This is a genomic window from Luteimonas sp. MC1572 (assembly GCF_016615815.1).
Lineage (GTDB): Bacteria > Pseudomonadota > Gammaproteobacteria > Xanthomonadales > Xanthomonadaceae > Luteimonas.
In genome coordinates this window covers 1364178-1377442 of sequence record NZ_CP067112.1, presented here as the reverse complement: position 1 = coordinate 1377442, position 13265 = coordinate 1364178, and the positions used below count along the sequence as shown (strand labels likewise).

The window sequence follows — 13265 nt, the reverse complement described above, 5'->3', positions numbered from 1 at the left end:
GTCGCGCGCACTCACTCCAGGACCGGGCTCGCGCGGATCCGGGCCTCGGAAATTCCCGCCGCGCGCGCGCGTTCCAGCGCCTGGCGGGAGGCCTCGCGCATGCCCAGCATGGCCAGGCTCTCGGCGTTGTAGAGCGCGATCTCCGCGCGATCGCCAATGGTCGTGGCGCGCGAGTTCCGCACCAGCTCCAACGCCTCCTCGCGCTTGCCCAGGTTGGCGCAGTACCAGCCCAGCGCGGCCTGCGCATAGCCGTCTCCCTTGTTGATGCCCAGGTAGCGGCGCACGCGCTGCTCCGCCTGCATGTACGCCGCGCGCACCTCCGCGCGCGCGGCGCCGCTGGCGCGCAGGCCGTCGGCCAGGTTGCCCCAGTTGATGTAGTCGTCGGGGTCGAGTTCGAGCGCACGCCGGTACAGCGCGACCGCGCCCTCGTGGTCGCCCGCCTGGCCGCGCAGGAGCGCGAAGTTCGCCAGCACGTCGGCGCTGGGCGTGATCGCGATCGAGCGCTCGAAGGCGCGGGAAGCATCGTCATCCTCGCCCGCCAGCAGGTGCAGGAACCCGAGCGTGTTCCAGTTGCCGGCGTTGTCGGGGTCGAGCTCCAGCGCGCGGCGGTACGCGCGCTTTGCATCCTCCAGGCGCCCGTCGCGATAGGCCTGGTAGCCGATTTCGGCATGCACCTGCGCGTTTTCCGGCGCCAGCGCCAGCGCCTGGTCGAAGTGCTGCCGCGACCGCGCCGCATCGCCGCGCGCTGCCGCGATCTTGCCGAGGCCGACATGTGCAAGCGCCGCGCTCGCGGGCGCACGGCTGGCGGCCTCGAAATGCGCCTGGGCCTTGTCGAACTCGCCATCCACGCGCAGCAGGTTGCCCAGCGCCAGCGATGCCTCCGGCGGCACCGGGACCATCTCCAGCGCGCGCCTGCAGGCCACCAGCGCACGCTCGTGCGCCTTGGCGTCATTCCAGTACTCGAAGCGCCGCGTTTCGGTGGCGCACAGCGCCGCCTGCGCGCGGGCAAACCCCGCGTCCGCGGCAAGCGCGGCGCGGAAGGCATCCGCGGCCTGGCCACTGCGCTCGCGATCGAGCGGGGTGCGCGCGAGCTCGATTCCGCGCAGGTAGGCTTCGAATGCCGCCACGCTGCGGGTCGGCGCGAGGCGCTGCCGCAGCGACTCCCGCTGGGCCGGCACCGCGCCCAGCATGGACTCGACCACTTCGCCCGCGATCGCGCCCTGGGTGTCGAACAGTTCCGACATCGCGTGTTCATAGCTGCGGCTCCAGAGCACGTAGCCGGTGCCGGTATCGCTCAGCCGCGCATTGATGCGCACCCGGTCGCCATCGCGGCGCACGCTGGCGTCGAGCACGGCGCGGACGTCGAGCATGCGCCCGAGCTCGCGCACGTCGACGTCGCGGCGCGGATCAGCCGGGTCCATCAACGCCGCCACCTTGAGGCCCGGCACCGCGGCCAGCGCATCGTGCATTTCCACCGCGAGGCCCTCGGCAAACCACGCATCCTCGGCACTGCCGCCGAGCATGGAGAACGGGCGCAGCGCGATCGTTGCCGTGTTCGGCCCCGTCGCCTCCGGAGGGGCCAGGCGCCACCACGCCGTGGCGATGATCACCAGGAGCATGGCAACCCCTGCCACGCGGAGCCACGGCGACCGGCCGGCGCCACGCTCCTCCGCCACGTCGTGTACCGATGAAATTTCCACCAGCGACGTCTCGTCGGAAATTTCCTCCGCGGCAGGCAGCGCTGCGGCGGGATGGACGTCGGGAACGCACATGAAACGGTAGCCGACCGCATGCAGGGTCTGGATGTAGCGCGGATGCTCCGCATCGTCGCCGAGGGCCTTGCGCAACTGCGCGACCACGCGGTTCAGCACGCCTGGCGTGACGTGGCGATGCCCCCATACGTGGTCCAGCAGCTCATCGCGGGGAATCGCATGGCCGGGATGCGCAAGCAGTACCAGGAGCACCGCATAGGCCTTGGGCTCCAGCGCCACGGGCCGCCCACCGCGCATGACGCGGTGGGCGCCGGTGTCGACCTCGACGTCGCCGAACCTGTAGATGCGTGCGTCGTCCGCCATGGCAATGCCGGCCCTGTCCCGCCCAGCAGTGAGCCCCGGTAAGAACGTGGGAAGCGGACTGAACCGGCACACCGCATTCCCTCGCGCTTCCATCATGGTCTCCGTCCATTTCCGTCAAGCTTCCCGGTCGACAGAGGTGGACACTTGGATTCCCGCCCGACGGCGGCTCCAATCCGGAGAACGCCATGTACGTCCATCTCGACTCACTCCCGTTGCCCGCAGCCGATCCGTCCGGTCGCGCGCGCCGCAACCACATCGCCGGCCGCGTCCCCGACCAGCGAAGCATCGAACGGTTCCAGCGGGTCGCCAGTGCGCTGGCAGGCCCTGAGCAGGTGCCGCAACTGGACGGAATCGCCAGTGCGGCACGCCAGCTGCTGGACCAGCACGCGGACCGCACCAGACTGGCGGGTATCCGACAGCGCGCGCGCTGCCTGCGGGCCTTGCGCATGCTGGCAAGCGAACCGGCGTGGCAGCTCGATCCCGAACTCAGGGAGCGCATCCAGCTGATCGCGGACTACGCCACCGGCAGCGAACGCCTGTTGCCCGACGCCGTACCGGTGGTCGGTGGCCTGGACTACGCCCTGCTGGTCGACCTGGCCATGCCGCGGCTGATCGATGAACTCGATGCCTATCTGGATTTCCGCCGCCTGAGGATCGAAGAGGCGATCCTGCGCGGTGAACGCCCGCACGAGTTGGCGTTTGGCCGCGACGAATGGCTGGAGGCGCGCCAGGCCGAGTTGCGCTTGCTGGCGCACATCCTGGAACGCGGTCGGCAGACCTACCTGGAGGAAACCGGCGCCCCGCGGTTCCAGGTCCACTGAGGGCGATCCGCGCGGATCGGGCTGTCAAGCCTTGTCCGCGCGGGAGCGGGCACCTAACCTGCGTGTTGCCACGCCGGTCCTGCGATGTCCCCTCGTTTCGTCCACCTCAACCTGCACAGCGAGTATTCACTCGCCGACTCGACGATCCGCATCCCGGACCTCGTCAAGCGCTGCGTGGCCATGGGCCAGCCGTCGGTCGCGGTCACCGACCGCAACAACCTGTTCTCGCTGGTCAAGTTCTTCAAGTCGGCCGAAGGCGCCGGCATCAAGCCGATCGCCGGCGCCGACATCAGCATCGCCGACGGCAGCGACAACCCGGCCACACTTACCCTGCTCTGCCGCGACCATGACGGCTACCTGGCCCTTTCGCGGCTGCTGACGCGGGCGTGGATGGAAGGCCAACGCCACGATGGCGTGGTGGTGCGCCCGGAGTGGCTGCGCGAGGACCACCGTGGCCTGTTCGCGCTCGCCGGCCGGCATTCCCCGGCCGGGCATCTGGTTGCCGCCGGCAAGCACGACCTGGCCGAAGCCTGGCTGCGCGACTGGCGCGGCGTGCTGGATGACGGCCTGCACCTGCAGCTCGCGCGCTGCGGCTTTGCCGACGAGGCCGCGTTCAATGATTTCGCCCTGCACGCCGCCGGACCCTGCGACGTGCCGCTGGTGGCCGGAAACGAAGTGCGCTTCCTCGATGGCGACGGCTTCGACGCCCACGAGGCGCGCGTGTGCATCGCCTCCGGGCGCGCGCTCGACGATCCGCGCCGCCCGCACGACCACACCGCGCAGCAGTACCTGAAGTCCGCCGACGAGATGGTGGCGCTGTTCACCGACGCGCCGGACGCGATCGACAACGCCGTGGCACTGGCGCAGCGCTGCAATCTCGAGCTGCGCCTGGGCACGTACTACCTGCCGGCATTCCCGGTGCCGAGCGACCACACCCTGGATTCGTGGATCCGCAGCGAGGCGCGCGACGGGCTCGACAGGCGCCTGGCCGTCGCCCCGCTGGCGCCCGGCCACGACCGCGCCAGCTACGACGCGCGCCTGGACACCGAGCTCGGCGTGATCGTCTCGATGGGCTTCCCCGGCTACTTCCTGATCGTCGCGGACTTCATCAACTGGGCCAAGGACCACGGCATCCCGGTCGGGCCCGGCCGCGGCTCCGGCGCGGGCTCGCTGGTCGCCTGGGCGCTGGGCATCACCGACCTCGACCCGCTGCCCTACGACCTGCTGTTCGAGCGCTTCCTCAACCCCGAACGCGTGTCGATGCCGGACTTCGACATCGACTTCTGCATGGACCGGCGCGACGAGGTGATCGACTACGTCGCCGCCAAGTACGGCCGCGACCGTGTCAGCCAGATCATCACCTACGGCACCATGGCCGCGAAGGCGGTGGTGCGCGATACCGGCCGCGTGCTCGGCTTCCCGTACGGCTTCGTGGACAGCGTGGCCAAGCTGGTGCCGATGACGCTCGGCGTGTCGCTGGCCGACGCGCTCGGGCGCACCGAGAAGGGGCGCAAGGACGATGCCTGGCGCTCCGACGAACTCATCGCCCGCTACGGCGACGAGGACGACGTCCGCGACCTGATCGACCTCGCGCTGCAGCTCGAGGACCTGACGCGCAACGCCGGCAAGCACGCCGGCGGCGTGGTGATCGCGCCGTCGCCGCTGTCCGACTTCTGCCCGCTGTACGCCGAACACGATGGCGAAGGCCGCGGCCGCAACCCGGTCACGCAGTTCGACAAGGACGACGTGGAAAGCGTCGGCCTGGTGAAGTTCGACTTCCTCGGCCTGCGCACGCTGACGATCATCGACTGGGCGGTGAAGGCGATCAACGAGCGCGCACGCACCGGGGCGGATGCGTCGGCCGCGCCGCTCGACATCACCAAGCTGCCGCTCGACGACAAGGCCACCTACCAGCTGTTCGCGCGCGGCGACACGGTGGCGGTGTTCCAGTTCGAATCGCGCGGCATGCGCGAGCTGCTCAAGCGCGCCAAGCCCGACGTGTTCGAGGACATCATCGCACTCGCGGCGCTGTTCCGCCCCGGCCCGCTCGGTTCGGGCATGGACAAGGACTGGGTCGACCGCAAGCACGGCAATGCCGTGGTCACCTATCCCCATCCGTCGCTGGAAACGGTGCTCAAGCCGACCTACGGGGTGATCGTCTACCAGGAACAGGTGATGCAGATCGCCCAGGTCCTGGCCGGCTACTCGCTGGGCGGCGCGGACCTGCTGCGCCGCGCGATGGGCAAGAAGAACGCCGCGGAGATGGCCAAGGAGCGCGCCAAGTTCGAGGCCGGCGCCTCCGGCAACGGCGTCGACCCGAAGGTGGCGACGCAGATCTTCGACCTGATGGAGAAGTTCGCCGAGTACGGCTTCAACAAGTCGCACTCGGCCGCCTATGCGCTGGTCGCCTACCAGACCGCATGGCTGAAGGTGCACCACCCGGCGGAGTTCATGGCCGCGGTGCTGTCGTCGGACATGGACAACACCGACAAGGTGGTGATGTTCCTCGACGAGGCGCGCAAGCTCGGGCTGGACGTGCAGCCGCCGGACGTCAACGCGTCGGGGTACATGTTCGAAGCCATGGATGGCGGCACGCTGCGCTATGGGCTGGGCGCGGTGAAGGGCGTCGGCCAGGGCGCGTGCGAGGCGATCGCGGAGGAGCGCCGCAAGGGCGGCCCCTACGTGGACCTGCTCGACTTCTGCCGGCGCGTGGAATCCGCGCGCCTCAACCGGCGCACGCTGGAGGCGCTGGTCAATGCCGGCGCGCTCGACGCGCTCGGGCTCAACCGCGCTTCGCTGACGCTGCAGCTGCCGGAGGTACTGAAGGCCACCGAACAGCTGGCACGCGAACGCGAGGCCGGGCAGGCCTCGCTGTTCGGCGGGTTCGCCGAGCCGCAGGCGGCGGCACGCATCGAGCTGCGCGAGACCGCGGAATGGCCGCTGCAGCAGAAGCTGGCGGGCGAGCGCGAGACGCTTGGCCACTACCTCAGCGGCCATCCACTGGACCCGTACCGCGAAGAGCTGAAGGGCCTCGTCGGTTGCGACCTCGGCCAGCTCGATGCGCTGTGGGAGTCGGGCGCATCGTCACGCGGCGGCGGCAAGGATGGCGGCCGCGGCGGCTGGCGCCAGGAGGTCACGGTGGTGGTTGCCGGCCAGGTCGCCGGCATGCGCAAGCGCGGCGAGTCGCAGGCGTTCGTGCACATCGAGGACGGGCGCGGGCGCCTGGAATGCGCGTTCTTCTCCGAGGCCTGGTTCGAGAACGCTGCGCTGCTCACCCGCGATCGCATCGTGATCGTCGAAGGCGGGCTGCGCGAGGACGAGTTCAGCGGCGGGTTTTCGCTGCGCGCGCGCCGCGCCTGGGATTTCCAGCAGGTCTGCGAGCAGGCCGCGCAACGCATGTCGCTGCGCCTCGACCTGCGCGTGGCCGGCGTGCTGGAACGCGTCGAGACATTGCTGGCGCGCCACCGTCCCGGCCCCACTCCGCTTCGCTACGACCTGCTTCTCGTCAGCGGGGCGGCCGGCAGCCTCGACGTCAACGGCACGCAGTCGGTGCGCGTGGATCCGGCCATGGTCGGCGAGCTGCGCGCGCAGCCGGGCGTCAAGGCGGTGCGCGTGGCGGTGGGCCCGCGGCCCTGGTCGCAGTAGGCGACGCACTACCGACCGCACGCCCGGGTACGGCCTTCGCGGGCGCCGTCGGCTAGACTGGCCGCTTTCCCGCGCCAAGACCGTCGATGAACCCGAACTACCTCGACTTCGAACAACCCATCGCCGACCTCGAGGCGAGGATCCAGGACCTTCGCCGCGCCGGGTCCGGCTCGGCGGTCAACGTCGACGCCGAACTGCGCACGCTGCAGGACAAGCTGCGCCTGCGCACCGCGCAGATCTTTCGCGACCTGTCGCCGTGGCAGGTGTCGCAGCTCGCGCGCCACCCTGCGCGGCCGTACACCAACGACTACATCCGCTTCGTTTGCGACGAGTTCCAGGAGCTGGCCGGTGACCGCGCGTACGCCGACGATCCTGCGATCGTCGGTGGGCTGGGCCGCATCAATGGCCGCTCGGTGATGATCATCGGCCACCAGAAAGGCCGCGACACCAAGGCCAAGGTGCGCCGCAACTTCGGCATGCCGCGCCCCGAGGGCTACCGCAAGGCGCTGCGCCTGATGAAGATGGCGGAGCGCTTCAAGCTGCCGCTGCTGACCTTCATCGACACGCCCGGCGCCTACCCCGGCATCGGCGCCGAAGAGCGCGGCCAGTCCGAGGCGATCGCCCGCAACCTGATGGAAATGGCCGAGCTCCGCACGCCCATCCTGTGCACGGTGATCGGCGAAGGCGGCTCCGGCGGCGCGCTCGCGGTCGGCGTGGGCGACCGCACGCTGATGCTGGAATACAGCACCTACTCGGTGATCTCGCCCGAGGGCTGCGCCTCGATCCTGTGGAAGGACGCCGGGAAGGCGCGCGACGCCGCCGAACAGCTGGGCCTCACCGCCAAGCGCCTGCTGGGCCTTGGCCTGGTGGACAAGCTGGTGCGCGAGCCGATCGGCGGCGCGCACCGCAATCCGAAGCAGATGGCCAAGCGCCTGAAGGCCGTGCTGCTCAACGAGCTCGACGCCTTCGAGGGCATGTCCAGCGATCAGCTGCTGGACAGGCGCTACAAGCGCCTGCGCAGCTACGGCGCCTACGAAGCCGCCTGATCGGTTGGCACGCGCGCCTGGGCCGCCTAGCCGCCCCAGGCGCGCTGGTACTGCACCGGCACCACGGGCGTGACGCCCAGGACCCTCGCGGCGCGCATCGGGAAGTACGGATCGCGCAGTGATTCGCGCGCCAACAGCACCACGTCGGCGTCGCCCGAGGCCACGATCCGCTCGGCCTGCGCCGCTTCGGTCACCAGGCCGACGGCGCCGGTGGCGATATCCGCCTCGCGGCGGATGCGCGCCGCGAACGGCACCTGGTAGCCGGGTCGGGGTTCGATCTGCTGGCGCCGGTCCAGTCCGCCGCTGGACGCGTCGATCAGGTCCACGCCCAGCGCCTTGACGCTGCGCGCCAGCTCCACGCTCTGCTCGACGTCCCAGCCGCCATCGACCCAGTCGGTGGCCGAGATCCGCATCCACAGCGGCAGGCGTTCCGGCCAGACCTCGCGCACCGCAGACACCACGTCGCGGACGATCCGCGTGCGGCCCTCGAAGCCGCCGCCCCAGGCATCGCCGCGCCGGTTGGCGAGCGGCGACAGGAACTGATGCAGCAGGTAGCCGTGCGCGGCGTGGATCTCGACGAGCTTGAAGTCGGCTTCCAGCGCACGCGCCGCTGCCGCGCGGAAACCAGCGACCACGCGCGCGATTCCCTCCGCATCGAGCTCCTGCGGCTGCGGGTAGTGGTCGGCATAGGCCGCGGCCGACGGCGCCACGACGGTCCAGCCGCCGTCGGCGACCGGCACCGCGCCATCGCCACGCCACGGCGCGTGCGTGCTGGCCTTGCGCCCGGCATGCGCCAGCTGCATCGCCGGCACCGCGCCCTGTGCGGCAATGAACCGCGCGATCGGCGCCCAGGCCGCGGCCTGGGCTTCGTTCCACATGCCGGCATCCTGCGGCGAGATGCGTCCCTCGGGGCAGACCGCGGCCGCCTCGGTCATCACCACGCCGGCGCCACCCGCGGCGCGGCTGCCGAGGTGCACCAGGTGCCAGTCGCCCGGCAGGCCGTCGACCGATGAGTACATGCACATCGGCGAGACGGCGATGCGGTTGCGCAGGACGATGTCGCGCTGGCGCAGTGGCTGGAACAGCTGGCTCATCGGGGTCTTCCGCGGACGTGGCGGACCACTGTAGGCCGAGTGCGCTCCCGGGCGTGCGGGCGCTGGCGGATCACTGCATCGCGGGCACATGGCAACATCGCGGGATGGCCTCGCCTCCGCCCTCCGACCGCATCGCCTTGCCCGATTGCCCGGTGGCCACCGGCGCGGTGCTGGTGGCCCTGAGCGGCGGGCTGGATTCCACGGTGCTGCTGCACCTGCTGGCCGCGGACGCCTCGATCCGCGCGCGCGGCCTGCGCGCGGTCCACGTCCACCACGGGCTGCACGCCGATGCCGACGCCTGGGCCGTCCACTGCGCGCGCGCCTGCACCGCGCTCGACGTGCCGCTGCAGGTGGCGCGGGTCGACGTGGCACGTGACGCCGGGCGCGGGCTGGAGGCTGCGGCGCGCGCGGCGCGGCACGCCGCTTTCGCCGACGCGCTGGGCCACGGCGAGGTGCTCGCGCTGGCGCACCATCGCGACGACCAGGCCGAGACGTTCCTGCTGCGCGCGCTGCGCGCGTCCGGCCCCGACGGCCTCGCGTCGATGCGTGCCTGGCGCGGCTTCGCGGCCGGCTGGCTGTGGCGCCCGCTGCTGGCGCTGCCGCGCGCCACGCTGCATGCCTGGGCCATGCGCCACGGCCTGGCGTGGCTTGAGGATCCGGCAAACGCGGACCCGGCCCACGACCGCAACTACCTGCGCCACCAGGTCATGCCGCTGCTGCGCGCACGCTGGCCGGAGGCCGATGCTGCGCTCGCGCGCTCGGCAACGCTGTCCGCCGAAGCGAGCGACCTTCTGGCCCAGGGTGACCACGCGGCCCTGGCTGCGGCGCGCGACGCCGGACAAACGGACCGCACACAGCGCGAAACCGCAGCCGCCCCGCCAGTCGACCCGGGCCTGTCCATCACCGTCCTGCAGGCGCTGCCCGCGGCGCGGCGCGCGCGCGTGCTGCGCGCCTGGATCATCGAGCTTGCACTGCCCCCGCTGCCGGCAACCGGCGTCGCGCACATCACGGCCGACCTGCTGCACGCGCGCAACGACAGCGTGGCGGCCTTTGCATGGTCGGACGCCGTGGTCCACGCCTGGCGCGGCCGCCTGCATGCCGGCCAGCGGCTGCCTCCGCTTCCCGCGGACTGGGAGGCCGGGTGGGACGGGCGCGCGCCACTGCCGCTGCCCGGCGGGGGCGCGCTGTCGCTCGTCGGCGCGGAATGTTTCGATACCCCGCTGAAAGCGCATGCGCGGCGCGGCGGCGAACGCATCGTGCTCCCTGGCCGCACGCATTCGCACGCGCTGAAAGACCTGCTCCAGGCAGGTGCGCTGCCGCCCTGGCAACGCGCGCGCATGCCGCTGCTGTCCGCGCCCGACGGCACCCTGCTCGCCGCCGGTGACGCCGTGCTCTCGGCACGCCTGGAGACGTGGCTTCGCGCCCGCGGCGCCGGCCTGCGCTGGTGGCACATGGCGTAAACTGGCGCCATGCCACGCAAGCCCGCCACCACCAACGACACCTCGCCCGTCGCCGACTTCGAAGCTTCGCTCGACCTGCTCGAGCAGCTCGTCGAGAAGATGGAACACGGCGAGATGAGCCTCGAGGATTCGCTCGCCGCGTATGAGCGCGGCGTCGGCCTCTACCGCCGCTGCCAGCAGGCGCTTGAACAGGCCGAGCTTCGCGTGCGCCTGCTTACCGATCCACAGCAGCCGGAGCGCGCAGAACCCTTCCCGGGCCGCGATCTCGACGATGCCTGACCCGGAAGCGAGGGCGGCCCGGCTCGAGGCGTGGCGCCAGCGCATCGACGCCGTCCTCGAGCGCACACTGGACCAACACCCGGCTGCCGAGCCACGCCTGCACGCGGCCATGCGCCATGCCGTGCTGCTCGGCGGCAAGCGCATGCGACCGCTGCTGGTCTACGCCACCGGCACCGCGTTCGGCGCAGGCGAGGACGCGCTGGATGCCGCGGCCGCGGCGATCGAGCTGATGCACGCCTATTCGCTGGTGCATGACGACCTGCCGGCGATGGACGACGACGCCCTGCGGCGTGGCCAGCCCACCGTGCACGTCGCCTTCGACGAGGCCACCGCGATCCTCGCCGGCGACGCGCTGCAGGCGCTGGCGTTCGCGGTACTGGCGGATGCCGCCGTGGGCGACGCCGCGCGCGTGGCAATGCTGCGCGAGCTCGCCGTGGCCGCCGGCGGCGCCGGCATGTGCGGCGGGCAGGCGCTCGACCTCCAAGCCACCGGCGACACATCGGCCACGCTGGCCGCGCTGGAGCACCTGCATGCGCTCAAGACAGGCGCGCTGATCCGCGCCGCCGTGCGCATGGGGGCGATCGTCGCCGGCGCCGATGCCGACGCGCGCATGCGCCTGGATGCCTACGCCGACGCGCTCGGCCTGGCGTTCCAGGTGCGCGACGACCTGCTCGATGTCGAAGGCGACAGCGCCACCCTCGGCAAGACCGCCGGCAAGGACGCGGCACAGGACAAGGTCACGTTCCCGGCGCTGGTCGGCCTCGATGCGTCACGCGAGCGCCTCGCCACGCTGGCGGCCGCGATCCGCTACGCGCTGGCGCCCTTCGGCCCGCGCGCGGCGATCCTCGCCACGCTCGCCGAGTTCGCGATCAAGCGCAGGCACTGACGCGCGCGGATCAGAACAGGCGCATCGTCAGCGGGTAGCGATAGGCCTCGCCGTTCCACGCCTTCACCGCGGCGATGATGCTGCACACCAGCCACATCAGCGCGATCGCGGCCATCGCGACCATCAGCACCAGGCCGGCAGGCGCGGTGAGGATGATGCCGATGCCGAGCGTAAGCACCGTGGCCCCGACCAGCACCACGCCGATCGCGAACGCGATGCAGGCATAGATGAACATGCTGAGGTTGAAGTTCAGCGCCTCGCGGGCGTGGGTGGCGACGAACGACGAATCGCCGCGCTTGAGCAGGTAGACGGCGCCCGCGCCCAGCATGCCGGCCACGCCGGCGATCCAGCTGGTGCACAGCGCAAGGACCAGGGCGGCAATGTGCGCCAGCGCCGCCCACTGGCGCTCGCTGCCGGTGGCGGGGGTGCTGGCGAGATGGGTGGTCTGTTGCATCGCGGTCTCCTGGCCGGTGCATCCGGCATCCCCATAGCATGGGGATGCCGCGATGGAGCGCAACCCAACCGATGGCACCCGGTGCCGCCGTGGCGTCAGGCGCGCGCTAGCGGCTCATTCACCCGCGACGGTCATGCCGCCGATGAGGATCGAACCCGTGCGGATGTGCGAGCGGGTGTCGACGTCGCGCCCCACCGCTTCGATGCCGGCGAACATCTCGCGCAGCTTGCCGGCGATGGTGATGCCGTCCACCGGGAAGGCGATCGCGCCGTCCTCGATCCAGAACCCCGCGGCGCCGCGCGAATAGTCGCCGGTAACGATGTTCACGCCCTGCCCCATCAATTCGGTGACCAGCAGGCCGCGGCCCATGCCGCGCAGCATGTCGTCGAGGTCGCCGGCATTGGCGGCCACCTCGAGGTTGTGCACGCCGCCGGCGTTGCCGGTGGTCTGCAGCCCAAGCTTGCGCGCCGAGTAGCTGCCCAACACGTAGCGCTGCAGCACGCCGCCGGCGACCAGCGACGATTCGCGGGTGGCCACGCCTTCGCTGTCGTAGGCCGACGAGCGCAGCCCGCGCTGCAGGAACGGCCGCTCGTCGATCGCGAACCAGTCGGGGAAGAGCTGCTCGCCGACGCTGTCCACCAGGAAGCTCGCACCGCGGTACAGCGCGCCGCCGGAGACCGCACCCAGCAGGTGTCCAACCAGCGAACGCGCGACCTCGGAGGCGAACAGCACCGGATAGCGGCCGGTGGCCAGCGGCTTCGGACCCAGGCGCGCGGCGGCGCGCTGCGCCGCCAAGCGGCCGATCGCGGCCGGCGACTGCAGATCGTCGGCGGCGAGCGCCACGCTGTACCAGCCGTCGCGCTGCATGGCATCGCCTTCGCCGGCGATCAGCGCGCAGCCGATGCTGTGGTGGCTGTCGCGCTCGGCGCCGACGAAGCCGTGGCTGTTGGCATAGACGCTGAGCGACGTGCCGCTGCCGACCGACGCACCGTCGGAGTTGGCGATGCGCGGATCGGCGTCACGGCCGGCCTGCTCGCAGGCCAGCGCCAGGTCGATCGCGTGGTCGGCGTCCAGCGCCCAGGGGTGCCAGGTGTCGAATTCGCGCACCTCGCGCGCCATCAACGCCGCGTCGGCGAGGCCGGCCGCGTCGTCATCCTCGGTATGGCGCGCGATAGCGCAGGCCTGCGCCACGGTCGCTTCCAGGCTCTCCGGCCGCAGGTCGGCGGTGCTCGCGCTGCCCTTGCGCTGGCCGAAGTACACGGTCACGCCGATGCCGCGGTCATGCGTTGATTCGACGGTTTCGACAGCGCCCATGCGCACGTTGACGTTCAGGCCGCGCTCCTCGGAACACGACACCTCGGCCTGGCTGGCGCCGGCGGCGCGCGCGCGGTCCAGGAGCTCCGCGGTGATGCCCTGGAGCTGCGCCAGGCGCTCGCGGCTGTCGTCCGTGGCGGGCGTGACTACGGTCGGCTGGGTCTGCAATGGATTATCCTTCATGGTCTATA

General features: G+C 71.4%; 10 protein-coding genes. 6 read left to right on the top strand and 4 right to left on the bottom strand.

The window, feature by feature from the left end; translation table 11 throughout:
- Positions 1-11: 11 nt before the first annotated feature.
- Positions 12-2075, bottom strand: a complete 2064-nt coding sequence (locus JGR64_RS06215) for a tetratricopeptide repeat protein (protein ID WP_199372530.1) — start codon at positions 2073-2075, stop codon at positions 12-14.
- A 185-nt stretch (positions 2076-2260) separates the two neighbouring features.
- On the opposite strand from JGR64_RS06215, the gene JGR64_RS06210 reads away from it, so the two are divergent.
- The 3 genes from JGR64_RS06210 to JGR64_RS06200 all read left to right on the top strand — a co-directional run bounded on the left by JGR64_RS06210 (position 2261) and on the right by JGR64_RS06200 (position 7587).
- Positions 2261-2896 carry a hypothetical protein gene (locus JGR64_RS06210; protein WP_199372529.1) on the top strand — a complete coding sequence of 212 codons (636 nt, stop codon included), beginning with the start codon at positions 2261-2263 and terminating at the stop codon, positions 2894-2896.
- Between the two features lie 84 nt (positions 2897-2980).
- The gene (gene dnaE, locus JGR64_RS06205; RefSeq protein ID WP_199372528.1) at positions 2981-6541 is read left to right on the top strand and encodes a DNA polymerase III subunit alpha; all 3561 of its coding nucleotides are present in this window, start codon (positions 2981-2983) and stop codon (positions 6539-6541) included.
- A gap of 86 nt (positions 6542-6627) precedes the next feature.
- The gene (locus tag JGR64_RS06200; RefSeq protein WP_199372527.1) at positions 6628-7587 is read left to right on the top strand and encodes an acetyl-CoA carboxylase carboxyltransferase subunit alpha; all 960 of its coding nucleotides are present in this window, start codon (positions 6628-6630) and stop codon (positions 7585-7587) included.
- Between the two features lie 26 nt (positions 7588-7613).
- On the opposite strand, the gene JGR64_RS06195 is transcribed toward JGR64_RS06200, so the two are convergent.
- A complete protein-coding gene (locus JGR64_RS06195) occupies positions 7614-8681 on the bottom strand; it encodes an NADH:flavin oxidoreductase/NADH oxidase (RefSeq protein WP_199372526.1) in 1068 nt (355 codons plus the stop codon).
- A gap of 104 nt (positions 8682-8785) precedes the next feature.
- Here JGR64_RS06195 and tilS point away from each other — a divergent pair, with 104 nt between their 5' ends.
- Genes tilS through ispA form a run of 3 tightly spaced genes read left to right on the top strand, consistent with a single transcriptional unit; the run spans position 8786 to position 11306 of the window.
- Complete coding sequence (gene tilS / locus JGR64_RS06190) at positions 8786-10141, top strand: tRNA lysidine(34) synthetase TilS (RefSeq protein ID WP_199372525.1); 1356 nt, start codon at positions 8786-8788, stop codon at positions 10139-10141.
- 9 nt (positions 10142-10150) lie between these two features.
- The gene (locus JGR64_RS06185) at positions 10151-10420 is read left to right on the top strand and encodes an exodeoxyribonuclease VII small subunit (protein ID WP_199372524.1); all 270 of its coding nucleotides are present in this window, start codon (positions 10151-10153) and stop codon (positions 10418-10420) included.
- Complete coding sequence (gene ispA / locus JGR64_RS06180; RefSeq protein WP_199372523.1) at positions 10413-11306, top strand: (2E,6E)-farnesyl diphosphate synthase; 894 nt, start codon at positions 10413-10415, stop codon at positions 11304-11306. The genes JGR64_RS06185 and ispA overlap by 8 nt, the downstream gene beginning before the upstream one ends.
- A gap of 10 nt (positions 11307-11316) precedes the next feature.
- Here ispA and JGR64_RS06175 read toward each other — a convergent pair whose 3' ends face one another.
- On the bottom strand, positions 11317-11760 hold the full coding sequence (locus JGR64_RS06175; protein ID WP_199372522.1) for a DUF4870 domain-containing protein: 444 nt from the start codon (positions 11758-11760) through the stop codon (positions 11317-11319).
- 114 nt (positions 11761-11874) lie between these two features.
- A complete protein-coding gene (gene pmbA, locus JGR64_RS06170) occupies positions 11875-13257 on the bottom strand; it encodes a metalloprotease PmbA (protein ID WP_199372521.1) in 1383 nt (460 codons plus the stop codon).
- Positions 13258-13265 lie beyond the last annotated feature (8 nt).